Annotated in this window: 20 protein-coding genes and 3 pseudogenes; 10 read left to right on the forward strand and 13 right to left on the reverse strand. The window is 64.1% G+C overall.

What is annotated here, in order from left to right:
• The first annotated feature begins 188 nt into the window (after positions 1-188).
• Positions 189-1,144: pseudogene (locus tag A8G00_RS25925) on the forward strand (DUF6880 family protein).
• Between the two features lie 31 nt (positions 1,145-1,175).
• On the opposite strand, the pseudogene A8G00_RS25930 reads toward A8G00_RS25925, so the two are convergent.
• The 4 genes and pseudogenes from A8G00_RS25930 to A8G00_RS19735 all read right to left on the reverse strand — a co-directional run.
• Positions 1,176-1,373: pseudogene (locus A8G00_RS25930) on the reverse strand (type II toxin-antitoxin system RelE/ParE family toxin); the annotation flags it as partial.
• Positions 1,373-1,642 (reverse strand): type II toxin-antitoxin system ParD family antitoxin, encoded by a 270-nt coding sequence (locus A8G00_RS19725; RefSeq protein ID WP_044660855.1) that lies wholly within the window; start codon positions 1,640-1,642, stop codon positions 1,373-1,375. The gene A8G00_RS19725 and the pseudogene A8G00_RS25930, both read right to left, overlap by 1 nt.
• Positions 1,643-1,916: 274 nt before the next feature.
• A complete protein-coding gene (gene mazF, locus A8G00_RS19730; RefSeq protein WP_103001490.1) occupies positions 1,917-2,249 on the reverse strand; it encodes an endoribonuclease MazF in 333 nt (110 codons plus the stop codon).
• Positions 2,249-2,491 carry an AbrB/MazE/SpoVT family DNA-binding domain-containing protein gene (locus tag A8G00_RS19735; protein ID WP_082166021.1) on the reverse strand — a complete coding sequence of 81 codons (243 nt, stop codon included), beginning with the start codon at positions 2,489-2,491 and terminating at the stop codon, positions 2,249-2,251. The genes mazF and A8G00_RS19735 overlap by 1 nt, the downstream gene beginning before the upstream one ends.
• A 701-nt stretch (positions 2,492-3,192) precedes the next feature.
• Here A8G00_RS19735 and A8G00_RS19745 point away from each other — a divergent pair.
• A complete protein-coding gene (locus tag A8G00_RS19745; protein ID WP_048575602.1) occupies positions 3,193-3,450 on the forward strand; it encodes an addiction module antitoxin in 258 nt (85 codons plus the stop codon).
• Between the two features lie 5 nt (positions 3,451-3,455).
• Entirely contained in the window at positions 3,456-3,770 is a 315-nt protein-coding gene (locus tag A8G00_RS19750) for a type II toxin-antitoxin system RelE/ParE family toxin (RefSeq protein ID WP_048575603.1), read from the forward strand.
• 97 nt (positions 3,771-3,867) lie between these two features.
• Here the strand turns inward: A8G00_RS19750 and A8G00_RS19755 are convergent.
• A pseudogene (locus tag A8G00_RS19755) lies at positions 3,868-4,128 on the reverse strand (IS630 family transposase); the annotation flags it as partial.
• Between the two features lie 110 nt (positions 4,129-4,238).
• Here A8G00_RS19755 and A8G00_RS19760 point away from each other — a divergent pair.
• Entirely contained in the window at positions 4,239-4,451 is a 213-nt protein-coding gene (locus A8G00_RS19760) for a hypothetical protein (RefSeq protein ID WP_099186724.1), read from the forward strand.
• Positions 4,452-4,697: 246 nt separating this feature from the next.
• Here the strand turns inward: A8G00_RS19760 and A8G00_RS19765 are convergent, their stop codons facing one another.
• Together A8G00_RS19765 and A8G00_RS19770 are read right to left on the reverse strand one after the other, a co-directional pair.
• Complete coding sequence (locus tag A8G00_RS19765; protein WP_226870093.1) at positions 4,698-5,075, reverse strand: Rap1a/Tai family immunity protein; 378 nt, start codon at positions 5,073-5,075, stop codon at positions 4,698-4,700.
• Between the two features lie 70 nt (positions 5,076-5,145).
• The gene (locus tag A8G00_RS19770; RefSeq protein WP_065846328.1) at positions 5,146-6,066 is read right to left on the reverse strand and encodes a LysR family transcriptional regulator; all 921 of its coding nucleotides are present in this window, start codon (positions 6,064-6,066) and stop codon (positions 5,146-5,148) included.
• A gap of 140 nt (positions 6,067-6,206) precedes the next feature.
• On the opposite strand from A8G00_RS19770, the gene A8G00_RS19775 reads away from it, so the two are divergent.
• Together A8G00_RS19775 and A8G00_RS19780 are read left to right on the forward strand one after the other, a co-directional pair.
• Positions 6,207-6,536 (forward strand): nuclear transport factor 2 family protein, encoded by a 330-nt coding sequence (locus A8G00_RS19775; protein ID WP_048575606.1) that lies wholly within the window; start codon positions 6,207-6,209, stop codon positions 6,534-6,536.
• Between the two features lie 61 nt (positions 6,537-6,597).
• On the forward strand, positions 6,598-7,377 hold the full coding sequence (locus A8G00_RS19780; RefSeq protein ID WP_048575607.1) for an SDR family oxidoreductase: 780 nt from the start codon (positions 6,598-6,600) through the stop codon (positions 7,375-7,377).
• A gap of 38 nt (positions 7,378-7,415) precedes the next feature.
• Here A8G00_RS19780 and A8G00_RS19785 read toward each other — a convergent pair whose 3' ends face one another.
• A complete protein-coding gene (locus tag A8G00_RS19785; protein ID WP_253258040.1) occupies positions 7,416-8,948 on the reverse strand; it encodes a VWA domain-containing protein in 1,533 nt (510 codons plus the stop codon).
• 254 nt (positions 8,949-9,202) lie between these two features.
• On the opposite strand from A8G00_RS19785, the gene A8G00_RS19790 reads away from it, so the two are divergent.
• The 4 genes from A8G00_RS19790 to A8G00_RS19805 all read left to right on the forward strand — a co-directional run bounded on the left by A8G00_RS19790 (position 9,203) and on the right by A8G00_RS19805 (position 13,919).
• Positions 9,203-10,798 (forward strand): DUF4153 domain-containing protein, encoded by a 1,596-nt coding sequence (locus A8G00_RS19790; RefSeq protein ID WP_103001491.1) that lies wholly within the window; start codon positions 9,203-9,205, stop codon positions 10,796-10,798.
• 11 nt (positions 10,799-10,809) lie between these two features.
• The gene (locus tag A8G00_RS19795; protein ID WP_048575622.1) at positions 10,810-11,520 is read left to right on the forward strand and encodes a response regulator transcription factor; all 711 of its coding nucleotides are present in this window, start codon (positions 10,810-10,812) and stop codon (positions 11,518-11,520) included.
• Positions 11,517-13,091 (forward strand): HAMP domain-containing sensor histidine kinase, encoded by a 1,575-nt coding sequence (locus tag A8G00_RS19800; RefSeq protein WP_172451928.1) that lies wholly within the window; start codon positions 11,517-11,519, stop codon positions 13,089-13,091. Before A8G00_RS19795 ends, A8G00_RS19800 begins: the two co-directional genes overlap by 4 nt.
• 162 nt (positions 13,092-13,253) lie before the next feature.
• A complete protein-coding gene (locus tag A8G00_RS19805; protein WP_103001493.1) occupies positions 13,254-13,919 on the forward strand; it encodes a peptidylprolyl isomerase in 666 nt (221 codons plus the stop codon).
• 155 nt (positions 13,920-14,074) lie between these two features.
• Here A8G00_RS19805 and A8G00_RS19810 read toward each other — a convergent pair whose 3' ends face one another.
• The 5 genes from A8G00_RS19810 to A8G00_RS19830 all read right to left on the reverse strand — a co-directional run bounded on the left by A8G00_RS19810 (position 14,075) and on the right by A8G00_RS19830 (position 18,966).
• Positions 14,075-15,343, reverse strand: a complete 1,269-nt coding sequence (locus A8G00_RS19810) for a sodium:proton antiporter (protein ID WP_103001494.1) — start codon at positions 15,341-15,343, stop codon at positions 14,075-14,077.
• Positions 15,344-15,416: 73 nt separating this feature from the next.
• Positions 15,417-16,712, reverse strand: a complete 1,296-nt coding sequence (locus tag A8G00_RS19815) for an O-acetylhomoserine aminocarboxypropyltransferase/cysteine synthase family protein (RefSeq protein WP_103001495.1) — start codon at positions 16,710-16,712, stop codon at positions 15,417-15,419.
• A 147-nt stretch (positions 16,713-16,859) separates the two neighbouring features.
• Positions 16,860-17,594: a cytochrome c oxidase assembly protein gene (locus A8G00_RS19820; protein ID WP_103001496.1), complete on the reverse strand. Its 735-nt coding sequence runs from the start codon at positions 17,592-17,594 to the stop codon at positions 16,860-16,862.
• Between the two features lie 91 nt (positions 17,595-17,685).
• Positions 17,686-17,901: a hypothetical protein gene (locus A8G00_RS19825; RefSeq protein ID WP_025546858.1), complete on the reverse strand. Its 216-nt coding sequence runs from the start codon at positions 17,899-17,901 to the stop codon at positions 17,686-17,688.
• A 180-nt stretch (positions 17,902-18,081) separates the two neighbouring features.
• Positions 18,082-18,966 carry a bestrophin family protein gene (locus A8G00_RS19830; protein WP_103001497.1) on the reverse strand — a complete coding sequence of 295 codons (885 nt, stop codon included), beginning with the start codon at positions 18,964-18,966 and terminating at the stop codon, positions 18,082-18,084.
• Between the last annotated feature and the right edge of the window lie 2 nt (positions 18,967-18,968).

The following is an 18,968-nucleotide window of genomic DNA, read 5'->3' on the forward strand; positions in this document are numbered from 1 at the left end:
CCCCCCCCCCCCCCCCACACGCCACCACGGCAGGGATGAACGCCCGCGAGGGCCGAGACCCGAGCAGCGGGACTCGGGGCGCCAGCCCGTCAGCCCGTTGCCCGCGCATGCGCGGGCAGTCACCCAGCCTCAAACCCCACACCGTTCCACCCTTGACGCCCTGCCCCATCTGACGACAGACAGATTCCATGGCTTCTTCCAAAACCCTCAACCAGGCCAATCTCGAGACGCTGGGCGCCAATCGGCTGGCGCAATTACTGCTGGAGCTCGTGGCGGTGGATGCCCAGACCAAGCGGCGCCTGCGCCTGGAGCTTGCCAGCGCAAACGGCAGCGGCGATGTCGCTGGAGAGGTCGCCAAGCGCCTCGCCACCATCGCCAAGGCAGAGGCCTTTGTCGACTGGAACAAGGTGAAGCCCCTCGCCCGGGATATCGAGGCGCAGCGGCGCGCGATCATGGAGCATATCGCGCCCACCGATCCGGCAACGGCGTTCGAGCTGCTCTGGAAGCTGATCGCGCTGGCCGTCCGGTGCTCAGCTGGTGCGACGACAGCCATGGTACGCTGGGCACCGTGTTTGCAACGGCGCTCTCTGTTCTTGGCGCGCTGGCCGCTGCGGCCCGCCTGCCCACTGACCAGCTTGTCGACCAGGTGTTCGACAGCGTCTGCGACAATGACCATGGCCAGTTCCACGGCCTCGTCACCCTGATGACGGAGCCGCTTGGCGAAGCAGGATTGAAATCCCTCAGGCGCAAATTCGAGGCCATGGCGCGCGAAGTACAGCAGCGGCCGCCCCAGGGCGAACGGCGCGTCATCGGCTTTGGCTCAGGCGGCGTTTTCTACGAGGATGAGATGGAAGCCCGGCGGCATGAGCGGCTTGTCCGCCAGGCGCTGGTCGACATTGCCGATGCGCTGGGCGATGTCGATGCCTTCATCGCGCAATGTCCGGCCGACCAGCGCCATAATCCCGCGATAGCCGCAGCCATTGCCGAGCGCCTGCTGGCTGCGGGCCGCGCGGCGGAGGCGATAGCCGCGCTCGACGCGGCCGAAGCAATACGGCGTAAAGGTGGTCATTGGCCAAACTGGGATCGGGTACGGATCGCGGCGCTCGATGCGCTGGGCCATGCAGAATGCGCTCAATGCGGATGACCGAAACCAAAACGCTGTAGAATTTAACATAGCTGCCGTGCGGCTTGGACCGGAGCCCGGCACGAATCTCAGGCCGGGCAACGCCGGACCGGGGGAAGTCGGCGATCTTCGCACAAGCCCCTTCGAGTTCATCAACGAAGGTGACGGCCCGAAGAACATTGTCGCGCGCGGTAAAGGTGGCGATCGCGACAAGATCAGCAGCAGCAGCCGGCGAAAATTCGAGACCCATCAACTATCGGTAGCGCCGGCGGCCATATTCGCGATCCGCTGCCGGGCGTTCGCGAAAGCCTCACTGGCGGGAATGCCCGGGCCGCTGGCAGCGCCCCGTTCGATCTCGGCACGGAGCGCGTCAAGCCGAGCCTGGCGGATGGCGTCCTGCTCTTCGAGCAGCCGGAGGCTGTCGCGAACGACCTCGCTGGCAGACGCGTAGCGGCCGCTGTTCACCTGCTGCTTGATGAAGCCCTCGAAATGCGGCCCCAGGGTGAAACTGGAAGGCATGGCCAAACTCCTCTGTCGATGATGAATATCACTTTATGATAGTAGCATGCAAGACACAGATTGACGAAGACTGCGGCGTTTGCGCCTGGTAACCGGGCAAAGAGTGATCGCCTCCGCTGACCACGCCGAAAAACGTCGAGGCAGACGGACTGCCGTCATCATGCACGCACGAGGCAGGTCGGCATGCCGCCATCCTTTCCAGCGGATCGCCCGCGAGATTTTTTGCCGGGGAACGCTGCCCATGGGGCAGAAAAATCGCCTGACGGGATATAGGTTAAATCGCCAACAGAGCACGGATTTTTGCCTGAACTTCCAGCAGCGCCGCTTGCGATACTGTTCCTTTTTTGGTCGCCTTCCGTGTCATCCAGTCAACACTTTTGAGCTGATCTGCCAATACAGCACTTGGCAGGTTCTGGCTGGTTAACACCTCAAAGGGATAGCCTTTGATTTTGCTTGTCATAGGACAACAAATCATCATCCCGCGCACGCGATTATAGGCTGCCGGTGACAGGACAAGGGCAGGTCGATGACCAGCCTGTTCATGTCCAGCCTGGGGATCAAAGTTTAGCCAGACGATATCGCCCATGTCGGGGACATATTTGGCCATTACCAAAGCTCATTGCCGACAGGCGGACCGAAATCGACGTTTTCAGGAAAGTTTTCAGGCTTCATGCCCGCCAGCAACCCCTCAAGAGTGAAGGCAGGTGCGGTGATCGGCTCGATGATGACCCGGCCCTCTTCTTCCCTGACATCCACCTCCTGATCGATATGCAGCGCAGCCGCGGCCATAATCGAGGAAGGAATCCTGACCGAAGCACTATTACCCCACTTTTTCACTCGCACACGCATAACCATCTCCACCGTATCGATATTGATAATACATTATCATAACACGAACATGTATCAACATTGTATCTACTTTTGGTGCATGGGGTGTGCACAAGTTGGTGCCGATGTCGTCGGCAACCGATACGGATTTGCCGGATCTGACCAGTCGATATTTTCGATCACCCAGTTGGGCGCGAAATCCCAGTCAAAGCAGAGCGAATAAGTTCCGCTGACCTTCTGCCACGCCGTCTCGACCGCATTCGTCCAGCCCACGACGACGAGGCGACGGACCGATGGCGGCAACCGTGCACAGCTTCATGGCGACCAAGCGTCATGTGCGGCCGGACGAGGCGTCGCCGTGTCGGGAGAGCGGCCGAGAAAGGCAGCCAGACGCTTCACATGGCGCACATAATCCTTCTGGGTGTGGGGACCGAGACCCCGCATCATCATGTCGTGCTACATCCGTTGACGCAGTAGGCTGATCGGGGCGGTGTTGATCGAGACAGTCACGGCAAGTTCCTCTTCGCTGAAGAAACTTCCAACCTCAGTGGGCAACCTCGCCCGCTAAAGGCTCATATTTACCGCACTAACGCGCCCCAAGCGACCCTCCCGTAGAGCGGGTTAGTGCAAGGGTCGTCACCGGCGCTGCCCGTACTGCTGCTGACGTATGCCCTTGCTTCCGTCCTCATTATTCCTTATCTTGTGGACAGGAGACTGGTCTTATGTCGAAATCTATAACTTTGAATGTCCGCGTCAGCGGCTCTCTCAGCGATTTTGTGTCCGCTAACGTCGGGGAGGCGGGGGCCTATGAAAATGTGAGCGAGTATGTTCGAGACCTGATTCGGCGTGACAAGGAACGGGTCGAGAGCGAACGGTTGGCGCTCTTAAAGGCCGAGTTGACCGCCGCATTTGCCGTATCAGAGAGCGAATATCTGCCGCTTGATGCCGACGCAATTATTGCCCGTAACGCTCGCAACTAAGTCTCATGATCAGTTATCGCGTGCAGCACGCCGCCGGCCGCCGGATAGATGACATTTACAACTATACACGCGAGCAATGGGGACAGGATCAGGCCGACCGTTATATTCGCGGCCTTTTTGTTCGCTTTGAAGATATTGCCGAACGCCGCATTGCTTGGCGGGATATCCCCCGGGGACTCGGCGTCGAAGGCTTCTATTGCCGGTATGAGCATCATTATGTCTATTGGCGTATCTTGTCCGATGGTGCCGTTGGTATTGTCACCATTTTGCACGAGCGCATGCATCAGATCGAGCGTTTCCGAGAGGATGTGCCGAATTGATCCCTAGCCGTGTTGAGTTGGCTTTCAGAGATCTTCCGATGACAGCAGCCTAAACCGTCGGTCCGCTGCACCGCAGGGCAAGATGGCTGACCCGCGCGTCGATCTGCTTGAGGAAGTCGAGGAATTCGGTTGCCCGGTGGCGCTTGTAGCATTTGCCGATCACGAAGCCTGAGGCGATGTCGAGCGCGGCGAACAACGAGGTCGTGCCGTGCCGAACGTAGCTGTGGGTGCGGCGCTCAGGTACGCCGGGCATCATCGGCAGAACCGGCTGCTCGCGGTCGAGCGCCTGGATCTGGGACTTCTCGTCGACGCTGAGAACGAGTGCACGGTTGGGCGGCGACAGATACCCCAGGCGATTATCCACCCCTCCTCAAATCCCAGTATGCCGAGCGCGGTGAGCACGCCCACCCGCCCAAGCAAAATAACGGCATAGGATACCGGACTGGCGACGATGATATCCAGCAACTGTTGGCGACGATCAACGGAGACGACTTCACCCGCGACAAAGAAACCCATCTGTCCGATCGTCATCAGCAGCGATGCGCTGAGGGCGAAAGGGGCCAGATCAATGCGGCCAGAATGGATGAGGATCGCCATCGACGGCAGCGTCAGCAGTGGAATGACAAGGATCGGCAACAGATCCTCGACATTGTGGCGCGTCAACGCGTTGCATTCTGCTAGCGGCTAATAGCAATCTCAACCTCAATGTGCGGCTTCCCCCAAGGCCGCATAGTTACTTCCAGGCTTCGCTTTCCATCAAATTGCTATTTCTCAGCCAACTATTAGGCTTGTTGACCAATGGATGACCGGCAGGTTCGCTTCAGATCATATATGACATTGCCTTGGTCAGCAGGGTTGGGAATGTCGAGCGCCGCCCCATCAGGCCTTCCCCATCACGCCCGATCCGATGCACGTAGCCCGCCGGGGTCAGCGCTTCCTTGTCCTGGGGCATGGCCAGACCTTTCGCGTCGCAGCGAATACGGTCCTGGATGCCGAAGCGCTGCGTTCTTCCGGATTGTCGCGCAGATAATCCACCGTCACATTCCTCAGCTGGCTGATCGTCACATCGGCCGGAATGCAACTTTTCAGTTTATTGACCTCCCGCGTCGTATTGAATGCATCGACGGCGCCGGTGATATAGGCGATGCACTCATAGGTCTTCTCCAGATAATCATTGCTGCTGCGCGGAGTGGAGCAAAGCTCGTAAAGCTCTTCCCCGGTGTAGAAGCCGGCCAGCGCCGCTGGAGAGCAAGTCCCCGCCGCAACCGCCAGCAGCAGATAAGCCGGTTTGCCAGATTTCATCATCTACACTCTCAAAAGCACGATAAAGGATCGCAGAACTATACAGCCCTCCAGCGGCAAACTTCCGCTGCTGCTAACCGGTTTCCCGCGTCGCGACCGTCGATGCCGCAAAATCGCGGGCGTGATCGAGGAAGGCCCTGAACGCCGCGGACGGATTTCGCCGGCTTGGATAATAGAGGCATAGTGATGAAAGCGGTGGTGTCCAGTCTTCTAGAACGCGAACGAGACGTCCTGCGGCCACGTCTTCCTGAATATCGGATTCCATGAAGAAGCCTATGCCGAAACCGTCCAGGACGGCAATGCGCGCAAGACTGGCCTCATCCAGTGTGATCGGCCCGTCGACATCGATTTGAGCCTGCCGGCCATCCTTTTCGAACTGCCAGCGGTAAAGGGCTCCATTCGGCAGCCTGACACGAATGCATGGGTGGGTCAGAAGGTCCGGCGGCACCTGCGGTTTGTCACGCTGCCCGAAATAGGCGGGCGAAGCGACGACGGCGTAGCGCCGACAGCGGCCAAGGGGGACTGCAATCATGTCGCTGGGAACCAGGTCGACGTGGCGGATGCCGATGTCGAAACCGTCAGCCACGATATCCACGAGCCGACCTTCGGTAACCAGGTCGACATGAACCTGCGGATAGCGCCGCAGAAAGGGGAGGACGAGTTGCGCAAGGATTTCCCGCGCAGCGGTTGCGAACGCATTGATGCGCAATGTCCCCGAAGGCGTTTCTTGCTGCGACCGGGCAGCGTCCATCGCCTCGTGAATGTCCTGGAGCGCGGGACCGACCTTGCCGACGAAATGCCGACCGGCATCGGTCAAGGAAACGCTGCGGGTGGTGCGATTGAACAGGCGCACGCCAAGTTGGTGCTCCAGCTTGCCCACCGCATTGCTGAGCGCGGTGGTCGACATGCCAAGCTCGATCGCCGCAGCGCGGAAAGAGCCCTTGCGCATGATGGCGATGACGGAATCGAGTTCGATCAGGCTATGTCTTGCCATTGTCCTGCTTTTCGGGATGCCGCATCCCCCTTTATCCCGATTATCGCGCAGCATATCCACCCCTAAATTGATGCGACGATCGAGCCGGACAGGGATCGACGCACGCATCCCCGGCTGTCGGAAATGGAAGGAGAAGAGACGTGGCTATCGATCTGCCAAAGGCTATAGTTGACTATTTCGAAGCCGACCGCGCCGAGGACGCGGGCAGCGTATCACGCTGTTTCACCGAGACAGCGGTGGTGAGGGATGAAGGCAATATCTACCGGGGCCGAGCAAAAATCGGGCACTGGAAAGCGGAGTCCTCCAGAAAATATAATTATACGGCCGAACCCTTCTCCCTCGCGAAAGAGGGTGACCGCATTGTCGTGGCCTGCCATCTGGCAGGCGATTTCCCCGGCAGTCCGTTGGACCTGCGCTATTTCTTCATGCTGGAAGGCGGGAAGATCGCTGAGCTGGAGATCGTGCCATGAGGGCCGATCGTCATGACCGGCCGCTGATCGGGTCGACGGCGGCGCATCGGAAGTTCGGCGCATGACGCCGTTTCTCACCCTCCGGGGCAAGCGGGCGCTGATCACATCGGGCACGCGGGGAACGGGGGCGGCTACGGTCAGCCTCTTCCAGACCCTTGGCGCGGATGTTCTGACCACCGCCCGGACGCGCCCGGCCGACATGCCGGATGCGCGTTTCGTCGCCGCCGATCTGAGCACGGCCGTGGGCTGCGCGGAACTGGCGGAAGCGGTGAAGGACCGGCTGGGCGGCGTGGACATCATCGTCCACATGCTGGGCGGCTCCTCCTCTCCGGCAGGCGGTTTTTCCGCGCTTAGCGACGACCAATGGCGCAAGGAACTGGATCTCAACCTGCTGCCCGCCGTCCGGCTGGACCGGGAACTGGTGCCGGACATGGTGTCGCGGGGCCATGGCGTGGTCATCCATGTGACCTCCATCCAGCGGGAGCTGCCCCTGCCGGAAGCCACGACAGCTTACGCGGCGGCCAAGGCAGCCCTGTCCACCTACAGCAAGAGCCTCTCAAAGGAAGTGGCGCCCAGCGGGGTCCGGGTCGTGCGCGTCTCGCCCGGCTGGATCGAAACGGAAGCCTCCATCGAACTGGCCCGCCGATTGGCGGCGGAACATGGCGGCGACATCGACCGGGGCAAGAAGATCATCATGGACTCCCTGGGCGGAATACCGATGGGCAGGCCGGCAAGGCCGGAAGAAGTCGCCAACCTCATCGCCTTCCTGGCGTCGGATCGCGCGGGGGCCATCACCGGGGTCGAATATGTCATCGACGGCGGGACGGTGCCGACCGTGTGACCCCTGTCCCGCCGCAGGACGGCCGGTCCGCCCCGGGTTCACCTCAGCCATGGATCGGCGTCATGGCCCGCAAGCCGGGCGAGCTGGACGAATTCCTGCCGCCAATAGTCATTCTGGCTGCCCGCCAGGCGGGCGATGTCGGCATAGCCGAAGTCGCCCAGCCGCCTGTCCCCCCGCAGCTTCTGTCCGAAGGCCGCGACCGCCACGGCAAAGGCCATGTCGCGCCGCGGCATGCTCGCTTCGGCAAGGAGGGCGGAGGCAACCGGCTTTTCGATCAGGCGGCTGCGCGTCTCTTCAGGCAATTTGTAGCGCAGGCGGACCGTCGCGATCTCTCCACCGTCCCCCGCCGGAACGACCGGGGCGCGATTGGCGGCATATCTGCGCGGAGCCAGCCAACCCGCCTCGCCCGCCGGGACGATCTCATAGAGCGCCGTCACCTGATGCCCGGCGCCGATCTCGCCCGCATCGACGCGATCGTCGGCAAAATCCTGTTCGGCAAGGCCGCGATTCTCATAGCCGATCAGGCGATACTGGCTGACCAGCGCCGGGTTGAACTCCACCTGCACCTTCACATCCCTGGCAATGGTGAAGAGGGTGGAGGACAGTTCCTCGTCCAGCACCTTCCGCGCCTCCATGGCGCTGTCGATATAGGCATGGTTGCCATTGCCGAGGTCGGCCACCGCCTCCATCATCGCGTCGTTGTAATTGCCCTGGCCAAAGCCCAGGGTGGTGAGCGTGACGCCGTCCTCCCGGTTCCGCCTCACCATCTCCTCCAGGCTTTCCCGATCGGACAGGCCGACATTGAAGTCGCCATCCGTCGCCATGACGATGCGGTTGATGCCGCCGGGGATGAAATGGGCGCGGGCCGTGTCATAGGCGCGCTCCAGCGCCGGGCCGCCCGCGGTCGATCCGCTCGCGGCCAGCCCGTCCAGCGCCGCCTTGATCTCCGCCGGGTCATGGCTGCCCTCGACCAGCGTTTCGACGAAGCCGGCATAGGTGACGATGGATATGCTGTCGTCGGGCCGCAGGGCGTCGGCCAGCATGGAGAGCGCCTGCTTGACCAGAGGCAGCTTGTCGGCATCCTGCATCGATCCAGACACATCGACCATGAACACCAGATTGGCGGGCGGCCGTTGCGACCGGGCCACGTCATAGCCGCGCAGGCCGATGCGCAGCAGCCGCGTACCGGGGTTCCAGGGCGTCGTCGCAAGATCGGTGGTCACGCTGAAGGGCACGGACGGATCGTCGGGCAGCGGATAGTCGTAGCGGAAATAATTGATCATCTCCTCCGTGCGCACCGCCTCCGCAGGGACGGTCCGGCCACCCAGCAGCATGCGGCGGACATTGGCATAGGCGCCCGTGTCCACATCGACCGCGAAGGTCGAGACGGGCTCGGCCGCGACCTGATGGACCGGGCTGACCGGATGGCCGCCATAGCGCTCGCGATTTTCGCCCGGGGCGGCGTCATTCACCGCTTCATAGGAGACGGAGCCGCCGGGCGCCTGACCGCATCCGGAAAGGACAAGAACGGGAAGGAGAGCGAGGGTGGTGATTGCAAGATGTGCGCGCATGCACGTTTCTCCACTGCTTCGGTAGAGAGAAAATAGGGGCGATGAAATGACGCTCGCAAGCGACGGGTGGAGAGCAATGGCGCGGCGTGCAGCACCGCCGGCGTCCAGCATCGGGCCTTTCCGGCGGAAATCCGTCATTTCCGCTGCGCCGTGCACATTTTCTGCACCGGAACTGCGCCAATTATTGATCGTCGGCACGCACCGGTCTGCGTCGGGAAGCTGCATTCTGCCCTGACATTCAGGGAGATAGATTGATGGGTTCCTCTGCCATGCCGCCGCCTTTGCCCCTGCTCGCGCGCTTTCGCTGGAAGCTGGCGGTCGCCTTGACGATCGTCGGGATCGGGGACTGGCTGTTCTACCAACGGCATCTCCATGGCGGCTATCTGGGGCTGTTCGCGCTGGCCGTGCTGAGCGCGCTGCTGGCCGGGCGGCCCGTGCTGCGCCGCGACCGGAGGGCCTTGCCGGCAATGGCGGCGGCGGCGCTGTTCGCGCTGGCCCTGCTCCATGATGCGAGCCTGCTGGCCTGGGCGCTGTTCTGGGTAGCGGCCGGCATGGCCGCGCTGATCCCGGCGACGGCGCGCTTCGATGACGGATGGCGCTGGTTCCAGCGGCTGATCTGGCTGGGGCTGCGGGCGCCATTCGGGCCGTTGATCGATCTGAAGCGCCTGTTGAAGCTGCGCGCGGCGGGGCGGACCGGGCGCTGGAGCCTGCACGCGGCGCTCGGCACATTGACTTTGCCGCTGATGGGCAGCGTTGTGATCCTGACGCTCTTTTCAGCCGCCAATCCGCTGATCGAGCAATTCTTCTCCTCGCTGCTGCTGCCGGAACCGTCGCCCGAACTGATCGTGCGGCTGGCCTTCTGGGGGCTGCTGTTCACGGCGATCTGGGGCCTGCTGCGGCCGCGCCTGGCGCTGCGTCTGCTGCCGACATTCGACGGCGGGCACGACCGGCATCTGCCCGGCGTGTCGGTCGCTTCGGTGACGCTGTCGCTGGTCGTCTTCAACCTGATCTTCGCGCTTCAGAACCTGATGGACATCGCCTGGCTCTGGGGCTGGGCGCCGATGCCTGGCGGCATGACCATGGCGGACTATGCCCATCGGGGCGCCTATCCGCTGATCGCGACCGCGCTGCTGGCCGCGCTGTTCGTGCTGGTGACGCTGCGGCCGGGATCGGAAACCGCGCGCATGGGGACGATCCGGCGACTGGTGATGCTGTGGATCGGGCAGAATGTCTTCCTGGTCGCCTCATCCATGTTGCGCACGGCGGATTATATCGAAGCCTATTCCCTTACCCGCCTGCGGATCGCCGCGCTGGTCTGGATGGCCCTGGTCGGCTTCGGGCTGGCCGCGATCTGCTGGAGGCTGCTGCGGGAGCGGAGCGCGTCCTGGCTGATCAACGTCAATCTGGCGGCGGCGGGGCTGCTACTGACCGTCATCTGCTTCGTCGATCTGGGAGCGGTGGCGGCCGAATGGAATGTGCGCCATGCGCGGGAGGTCGGCGGACGCGGCGTGGCGCTGGACCTCTGCTATCTGGGCGAGCTTGGGAACTCGGCCCTGCTGCCCCTGCTCTCGCTGGAACGGCGACCCGGTTTGCAGCCGGAATTCCGGGAGCGGGTGCAGGCGGTGAGGCTGCGGCTTCACGCCAGGCTGGAGGCGGAACTGGATCAGCGCTGGACCTGGGCCGGGCAAGGACGGCTGGAGCAGGCGCGGGCGATTGCGGCGGATGCCGCACCCGCGGCCCTGAAAGCGGGACCCAGGGACTGCGCCGGCAGGCTGGTCCCGCCGCCCTCGCCCGTCAGCCATTTCGCCCCCGATGCGGTTCCTGCGTTGACAGCGGAGACGGGGAAATGATCCTATGCCCCATGCCCAGCACGATCCTGATCGTCGACGACGATCCCCATATCCGCCAGTTGCTCGTCTTCGCCTTCGGCAAGGCGGGGCTGGAGACGATCGAGGCAAGCGACGGCGAGGCCGCACTGGCCGAGGTCGAACGGCACGCGCCGGACCTCGTCATCCTCGACATCAACATGCCGCGCATGGATGGGCTGGAGGTCTGCCGCAGGCTGAGGGCGCATAATGACGTTCCGATCTTCTTCCTCTCCTCCCGCGATGACGAGATCGACCGGGTGCTGGGCATAGAGCTTGGCGGCGACGATTATGTGGTGAAGCCCTTTTCCCCTCGGGAAGTGGTGGCGCGATCCATGGCGATCCTGCGCCGCACATCGGCCCGGCCGCCGGCCGTGGAGGCGATCGGCACGATCCGGCATGGGCGGCTCGCCCTCGACACGGAAAGCTGGTCGGCGCATTGGGGCGCGGAGGAGGTCAGCCTGACCGTGACGGAGTTCACCATATTGCGCACCCTGCTGGCCATGCCATCGCGCATCTTTTCCCGCGACCAGATCATCGACCGGTTTCGCGGTCCGGGCTTTGCGCTGACCGACCGGACGGTGGACAGTCATATCCGCAACCTGCGGCGTAAATTCGCGGATGTCGGCGGCTTCGACATCATAGAGACGCGGGCCGGCATCGGCTATCGGCTGGGCGGGTGCAGCGGGACGGCGCCGCCTGCATGATCGCAGGGCTGAAGGGGTGGATAGCCCGGCATTGGCCTGTGCTGCGTTTGCGCACGATCCTGCTGGGCACCCTGCTGTTCGTGGCGGCGCTGCCGGGTTTCGGGGCGATCTTCCTGCGGGTCTATGAAAATGCGCTTGTTCGCCGGACGGAGGCCGAGCTTGTGGCGCAGGGCGCTGCGCTGGCGGCGAGCGCGGCGGTGGTGGGCAGGGGCATGGCCGCCGATCCCGCCCTGCCCGCCACGCCCGTGCGCTATCATGACCGGATGACGGAGGTGGACCTGCGCTCCTCCCCCATCCTGCCGCCGCGTCCCCGTGCAGCCCCGACGCGGGACCGGCCGGATGCGGCCGCCCTGGCGCTTGCGCGGCGGATGATGCCCGCCTTTGCCGAAACCAAGGTCACGACGCTGTCCTCGATCCTGATGCTCGACCGGCGCGGCGTGGTGCTGAACGGCCGGGAAGGCGGACGGAGTCTCGCCGCGCTGCCGGAGATCAGGGCGGCGCTGGGCGGCGGGGCCGTGACGGTGCTGCGGGAAAATGAAGGGACGGCCACCCGTTATCCGCTGGAATGGCTGAGCCGGGCGGCAAGCATCCGCCTGCATCATGCCCGGCCCATCCGCGTCGACGGAAAGCCGATGGGCGTGCTGCTGGTGTCGCGTTCGCCGCGTGCGCTGTTCCTGGGGCTGTACGAGGATCGCGGCAAGATCGCCCTGGGCGTGGTGGCGATCTTCCTGCTGCTGGTGCTGCTGTCGGCCATATTGTCGCGCGCCATCGTCCGCCCGATCGAAAGCCTGAGCCGCGCCACCCGCGACCTGGCGCTGGGCCGCCGGGTCGCGCCGCGTCACCCCTCGCTGCAGGTGGTCGAAATCAGGGCGCTCTATCGGGATTTCGAGCAGATGGCGGAGAGCATGGAAAAGCGTTCCCGCTATCTGCGCGACTTCGCTTCTTCGGTCAGCCATGAATTCAAGACGCCGCTGGCCGGCATTTCCGGCGCGATCGAGCTGTTGCAGGATCATGGGGCGGACATGGCGGCGGCCGACCGGCAACGGTTCCTCACCAATATGGCGGCCGACGCCCAGCGGCTGTCCCGGCTTGTCCGGCGGCTGATGGAACTGGCGCGCGCCGACGTGCTGGTGGGCGAAAGCGACGCGCGCACGGACGCCGCGCCGCTGCTGGTATCGGTGGCGGATGCGCTGACGGCGGAGGATTTCGTCATCGACCTGCATCTGCCCGACGTCTTCCCCCCGCTGATCGTGGATGCAGCGGCATTGGAAGCCGTGCTGACGACGATAGCGGAAAATGCGCGGCAGGCGGGCGCATCGCGGCTGGACATCGTGGTCGCCTTGCAGGATCGCCTGGCATGGATCGACTTTGCCGACAACGGCCCCGGCATTCCGCCGGGGGACCGGCAGCGCATCTTCGACCTGTTCTTCACCAGCAAGAGGGAAGACGGCGGAACGGGCCTTGGCCTCGCCATAGCCCGGTCGCTGCTTGACGCCTATCATGGCGAGCTTCACCTGCTTCCTTCGGAACAGGGCGCTCGCTTCAGACTCGTGATCGCAATCGCCCCATAGGCCGCATGCATGAAGGCGCAACGCCGCCCATGCCGCGCATATGCCCTCATCTCGATGGACGATGCCTCCTCCCTCCCCCCCGGACGTCGCCCGGTTGCGCCATGCATGCCGGCGCTCTAGCCTGGGGCGGAACATCAATCCCTGAAAGCGTGCCTGTTGCCGATGCCTCCTGCTGCCTTGCGTTATGTCGTTCCGCTGATTGCCCTTCTGCCATGCTCCGTCCTCGCCTTGCCTACCAGCGCGCCGAAACCGGGCCAAACCCGCGTGGCGATCGAAACCTCGCTCGGCACCATCATCGTGGCGACGGACGATCGCCGGGCACCGATAACCTCCGCCAATTTCCTGACCTATGTCGATGACGGCCGGTTCGACGGCGTCACCTTCTATCGCGCGGCGCGGCGCAAGAGCGATCCGAAGCTGGGGCTGATCCAGGGCGGCATCGATACCGATGCGCGCCGTTCGCTGCCGCCGATCCGCCATGAGCCGACGACGCGGACGGGGATCAGGCATCTGGACGCAACGCTGTCCATGGCGCGGCCCAACCGCGCCAATTCCGCGATGGGCAATTTCTTCATCACCATAGGGCCGACGCCGAACATGGACGCGCGGGGCGATTATATCGGCTATGCCGCCTTCGGCCATGTCGTCGCGGGCATGGATGTGGTGAAGCGCATCCTGGCCGTGCCGACCTGCTGCGGATCGGGCCCGATGCGCGGTCAGATGATCGTCAAGCCGGTCAGGATCATCCGTGCGAAGCGGCTCGACGGCAAGCCGCATCCGACCCGCGGGGTGAAGCCATGGCTGCTAGGCCTCAAGCGGAAGATTTAGAGCCTTTTCCCGGCAGGTAGAATCATCTGCTGCCTGGGAATCCGTTCCGGGCGGCGGTCCACCGGCCCGGCTTGCGCAAATCGCTTGGGGACGGCAATGCTGCGCCCCGCCCGATGATCGCCGCCGGCCTGGCGAACGGCGCCATGGGCATGCGGTCAATCGCTCATGTCCGGATCACGCCCCTGACGCCTGTCGAGCCATCGCATGGCGGGTGTGACGGTTAGGCCGTGGAGCAGGATCGACATCAGTGCGGTCAGGCCGATGATCGCCCACAGGCGGCCGGCCTCTCCCACCTTCATCTGGTTCAGACCATAGGCCAGATAGTAGAAAGATCCGACGCCCCTTATGCCGAAGAAGGCGATGGTCAGCTTTTCGACCCGATCCGCCCTGAAGCCGGCCAGACCCACAAGACCCGTCACCGGACGAACGATCAACAGGATCAGCAGCACCAGCACGATGTCGGACGGGCGCAACGGCGACAGGAGACCGCCGATCAGCGCGCCGCCGAACAGAAGCAGGAGAGCCATCATCGAAAGGCGCTCCACCTGTTCGGTAAGGTCATGCATCTGCACGTTGAACGCATGGTCGCGATGCGACGCGCGCAGGGTCAGCGCCGTCACGAAGACCGCCAGGAAGCCGTAGCAGTTGAGGATTTCGGTCAGGCCATAGGACAGGAAGGTGGCGGCTATGGCGATCAGGCCGTCTCCGGTCCGGGCAAGCTTCGTCTCGGCCGGAATGTGGAAGGTCAGCCATCCGAACAGCTTTCCCACGGCCCAGCCGCCGCCCACGCCGACGACGATCTCCCACAGCACGTTCAGGCCAAGCCATTTTCCGAACCATGGCTCCCCCATATTCCCCGTCAGAGCGAGCGCGATGGCGAGGTGGACGAAGGGAAAGGCAAGGCCGTCGTTCAGGCCTGCCTCCGATGTCAGGCCGAAGCGGACTTCATCTTCCTCGCCCGTGCGCGGCGGGCCGACCTGGACATCGGCGGCCAGCACCGGGTCGGTGGGGGCGAGGCTGGCGGCCAGCAGCAGGGCGATGGCCCAGGGAAGACCGAGCAGCACGCCCCCCAACAGCGTGATGAGCGCGATGCCCAGCGGCATGGTGATGGCGAGCAGCCGCCAGGTCACCATCCAGCGCCGCCAGTCGAACGGCCGGTCCAGCTTCAGTCCCGCGCCCATCAGGGCGATGATCACGACCAGTTCGGTAAAATGTTCGGTCACATCCGGATATTCCAGCGGCGACGGCCGGAATTCGATGCCGGGGATGCAGAATATCGCGGCGCCGATCAGGATGCAGACGATCGGCAGCGACAGCGGCAGCTTCCTCAAGGCCAGCGGCAGCCATGCGACCAGGACTATCAGCAGCCCCGCGCCCGTCAGGACCAGAATATAGGGATCGGGCGCGGTGAACGGCATTTCCATGGGGAGGCAACGCGCCGCCGCGGCCGGCGTTGCCGCGACATGGCCCGGCGGTCCGCCCCTTCGTCCCGGAAGGTCAGCTTGCCGCGGCCAGCGCCTGGTCGATGTCGCCCAATATGTCGTCGATATGCTCTATCCCGATGGAAAGCCGCACATAGCCGGGCGACACGCCGGTCGCCATCTGCTCCGCTTCGTTCAACTGCGAGTGGGTCGTGGACGCTGGATGGATCGCCAGGCTGCGCGCGTCGCCGATATTGGCGACATGGTAGAAAAGCTCCAGCGCATCGATGAAGCGGCGACCCGCCTCCATGCCGCCGGCAAGCTCGAACCCGACGAGCCCGCCCTTGCCTCCGGTCAGATAATGCTCCGCAAGGGCCCGGGCGCGGCCATCCTGTTGCGAGGGGTGGATGACCCTGGTCACGGCGGGGTGGCGCGCCAGATGTTCGGCCACCCTGACCGCATTGGCGCAATGCCGTTCCATCCGCAGCGCCACGGTCTCGATACCCTGGATCAGCTGAAACGCATTGAAGGGGGACAATGCCGCGCCCAGGTCGCGCAGCAGGATGACCCGCGCCCGCAGGATATAGGCGATCGGGCCCAGGGGCTTTGCCGCCTCTGCCCATATCGCGCCATGGTAGGAAGGGTCGGGCGTGTTCAGCAGCGGCTGTCGTTCGGGATGAGCGGCCCAGTCGAAATTCCCGCCATCGACGATCAGGCCGCCGATCGACGTGCCATGTCCGCCAAGATATTTCGTCGCGGAATAGACGATAATGGCCGCGCCGTGATCCAGCGGGCGGCACAGCAGCGGAGCGGCCGTGTTGTCCATGATGAGCGGGATGCCCCGTTCCCGGCCGATGGCGGCGACCTCCGCGATCGGGAACACCTCCAGCTTGGGATTGGGCAGGGTTTCGGCATAGTAGGCGCGCGTGCGATCGTCGGTGGCCCGCCGGAAATCTTCCGGATCGGCCGGATCGACGAAGCGCACTTCGATCCCCTGGTCCTTCAGCGTGTTCGCGAACAGATTATAGGTGCCGCCATAGAGCGCCGTCGAACTGACGATATTGTCGCCGGCCCGCGCCAGATTCTGGATCGCATAGGCCGACGCCGCCTGTCCCGACGCCACGGCCAGCGCGGCGGCGCCTCCCTCCAGCGCCGCGACGCGCTTTTCCAGCACATCGGTGGTCGGATTCATGATCCGCGTGTAGATATTGCCCATTTCCTGCAGCGCGAAGAGCGAGGCCGCATGCTCCGCGTCGCGAAACTGATAGGATGTCGTCTGGTGGATCGGCACCGCGACGGAGCCCGTCGCTGGATCGGCCCGCCATCCCGCATGAACGGCAAGGGTTTCCGGATTCGGCTTGTTCGTGGACATTGGGGCTCCGCAGCATCGTTGATCCGGCGTCAGGGTGACGGTGCGGCCCGGCAAAAACAAGAGGCTGCGTCACGCGCGGCGGTCAGGGGAGCCGGCCAGCTCCGCCTTCCGGCGCGGCGGAAGGCGGAGCTGGCCGCGAAGCGCCGGTCATGCCGCGGCCGCGGCGTCCCGCTCCTGCCTGAACCAGCGCGAAAGCAGGAACAGCACAGCGGCGATATAGAGGCCCGCACCGGGAACCCACATCAGCAGCCCGGCAAGCTGCTGGTCCTCCAGCGGCGTCAATCCCCAAGCCAAGCTGCTGATGAAATGCGGGGAATAGACCGCCACGCTCGAAAAGGTCAGCAACGCGCCCAGCAGGCCCATCTGGAGCATGGTGGCCAGAAGAGCGGTCACCGCCAGAGGAAGCGGCGCGGCCATGACCCCACGCCACAGCGCCAGCGCGGTCAGCAGCAGGCTTCCCTGCATCGTCCAGTAGACGGCATGATCTGAAAGCGCGGCGGCATAGGCGCCGGGTATATGCCACGACCATAAAGCGGCCGCATGCAGGCAGGTCCATAAGGCCACGCCGCCCGCGGCTCGCCGCTCGGCAAAAGCCATGGCCAGCAAGGGGGCGGCAATCGATGTCAGGACGAGATGGTGCAGGGTCCGGGCCGAAAACAGGGCGGAGGTCAATGCGCATAGCGGGGAGATGAACAGAAATGCGAGCAACAGGATCGCGGACAAGGACCGGCTTCTCCCGTCCGCGGACCGCAGCCGGAGGCTCGCCATGATGGCAAGCCCGAACGCTGCCAGCAGCACCGGATCGAAGTTCCAGCGGGTCAGCAGGTCCACGGGCGCCGGCGCGGGGCCGCAATAGGGTATCCAGCCTGATCCCGGCTCCACGCGCTGCCTCCGTGCGAAATTGCGGATCGCCCTTTAACCGCTCGCGCCGGGGCTGGTTCCCGGACGCGGCATCGTGCATCGCGCGGCTGCGCTATCGTCGCAGCAGGACGCTCCCGACCTTGTCTCCATTGGACCGCCGCATCACGCAATGGGACGGCTGGTGCTGCTGGATGGCGTTCAGGATCGCAGCGGCATTCCCCCGCGACACGGGGGACCAGAATGGCGGCGTGGTGAAGGAAATCTCCAGATTCTCGGCGGCAGCGCGTTTGACGATCGAGCGAATCAGGGCGTTCTTATGGTCCGACATTCATGTCCCCCCAGCGATGTTCATGCGCCCGTCATGCGGCTTTGCCCGCATTTTCATGGTTAATTCCATTAACTGGCCACAAACGGCAGGCCGGCCATTTTGTTCCGCACCTGCGAAGAAAATTCTTTCGGCCATGTTTGCGGGGAACAGGGCAGCGCGGGCAACCCGCGCATTCGGCCTTCACCATAGCACGCCATCGACCGGTTCCACCGGGGCAGGCGGCGGCAGATCGATCGACTGACACAGGTCCGCTTCGATCACCGTCGTGATGCTGTCGAGCGGCAGGTCGTGGACGCTGTTGCCGAACGGATCGACCAGATCGTCCCCGATCTGGAGCACCGCCAGATACATGAAGCCGGCGACCGCCGATCCGATCGGCGTCGCCGCGCCCAGCGTCTCCACCAGCCCGATCGGCAGCAGGATGCAGAAAAGCCGGGTGAAGAATTGCGGGAAGGCACGATATTGGGCAGGTAACGGAGTATTCTTGATCCGCTCCATGCCGCCCTGCGCATTGGCCATGTCCACCAGCACGGCTTCGATCCGGCCTTGCTGGATAGTGTCGATCCATCCCCGCCGCACCAGACCGGCGACACGGCGTCCGCTGCCCTCCAGCAGGCCGTTGGCGGGATTGCGCCGGGCCAGTTCCGGATGATCGCCCGGGCCCAATATGCGGTGGATGTCCCCGCCCGTTTCCAGCCGCCGCAACTGCCGGCGCAGCGTGTGGACATAGGCCACCTGGCGCAGCACCAGTTCACGTCCCAGGGCCTGCACCTCCTCCCCTTCGGGCAGGAAGGCCAGCACCGCGCGGGCGAAGCTGCGCGACGCATTGACCATCGCGCCCCACAATATGCGCGCTTCCCACCAGCGCTGATAGGCCGAATTGACCCGCACGCCGAGCACCAGCGCAAGCGCCGTGCCGAAGATGGTAAGCGGCAGGGCCGGAGCCCTGAACGGCGAGATGAAGTAGAAGATGGTGACCGCCAGGTCCCAGAAGAAGAGCGCGACCAGCACGCTCCAGGCTTGCTCGAAACCCTGACGGATACGTGGGGCGGTACCGATGATCATGA

Origin of the sequence: Sphingobium sp. SA916 (assembly GCF_002894065.1) — a bacterium.
Lineage (GTDB): Bacteria > Pseudomonadota > Alphaproteobacteria > Sphingomonadales > Sphingomonadaceae > Sphingobium > Sphingobium fuliginis.

Coding starts and splice junctions, on each gene's coding strand:
- A8G00_RS19725 (WP_044660855.1), bottom strand. CDS start 1,642: ATGCCTTCCAGTTTCACCCTGGGGCCGCATTTCGAGGGCTTCATCAAG.
- mazF (WP_103001490.1), bottom strand. CDS start 2,249: ATGGCCAAATATGTCCCCGACATGGGCGATATCGTCTGGCTAAACTTT.
- A8G00_RS19735 (WP_082166021.1), bottom strand. CDS start 2,491: ATGCGTGTGCGAGTGAAAAAGTGGGGTAATAGTGCTTCGGTCAGGATT.
- A8G00_RS19745 (WP_048575602.1), top strand. CDS start 3,193: ATGTCGAAATCTATAACTTTGAATGTCCGCGTCAGCGGCTCTCTCAGC.
- A8G00_RS19750 (WP_048575603.1), top strand. CDS start 3,456: ATGATCAGTTATCGCGTGCAGCACGCCGCCGGCCGCCGGATAGATGAC.
- A8G00_RS19765 (WP_226870093.1), bottom strand. CDS start 5,075: ATGATGAAATCTGGCAAACCGGCTTATCTGCTGCTGGCGGTTGCGGCG.
- A8G00_RS19770 (WP_065846328.1), bottom strand. CDS start 6,066: ATGGCAAGACATAGCCTGATCGAACTCGATTCCGTCATCGCCATCATG.
- A8G00_RS19780 (WP_048575607.1), top strand. CDS start 6,598: ATGACGCCGTTTCTCACCCTCCGGGGCAAGCGGGCGCTGATCACATCG.
- A8G00_RS19785 (WP_253258040.1), bottom strand. CDS start 8,948: ATGCGCGCACATCTTGCAATCACCACCCTCGCTCTCCTTCCCGTTCTT.
- A8G00_RS19790 (WP_103001491.1), top strand. CDS start 9,203: ATGGGTTCCTCTGCCATGCCGCCGCCTTTGCCCCTGCTCGCGCGCTTT.
- A8G00_RS19795 (WP_048575622.1), top strand. CDS start 10,810: ATGCCCAGCACGATCCTGATCGTCGACGACGATCCCCATATCCGCCAG.
- A8G00_RS19800 (WP_172451928.1), top strand. CDS start 11,517: ATGATCGCAGGGCTGAAGGGGTGGATAGCCCGGCATTGGCCTGTGCTG.
- A8G00_RS19805 (WP_103001493.1), top strand. CDS start 13,254: ATGCCTCCTGCTGCCTTGCGTTATGTCGTTCCGCTGATTGCCCTTCTG.
- A8G00_RS19810 (WP_103001494.1), bottom strand. CDS start 15,343: ATGGAAATGCCGTTCACCGCGCCCGATCCCTATATTCTGGTCCTGACG.
- A8G00_RS19815 (WP_103001495.1), bottom strand. CDS start 16,712: ATGTCCACGAACAAGCCGAATCCGGAAACCCTTGCCGTTCATGCGGGA.
- A8G00_RS19825 (WP_025546858.1), bottom strand. CDS start 17,901: ATGTCGGACCATAAGAACGCCCTGATTCGCTCGATCGTCAAACGCGCT.
- A8G00_RS19830 (WP_103001497.1), bottom strand. CDS start 18,966: ATGATCATCGGTACCGCCCCACGTATCCGTCAGGGTTTCGAGCAAGCC.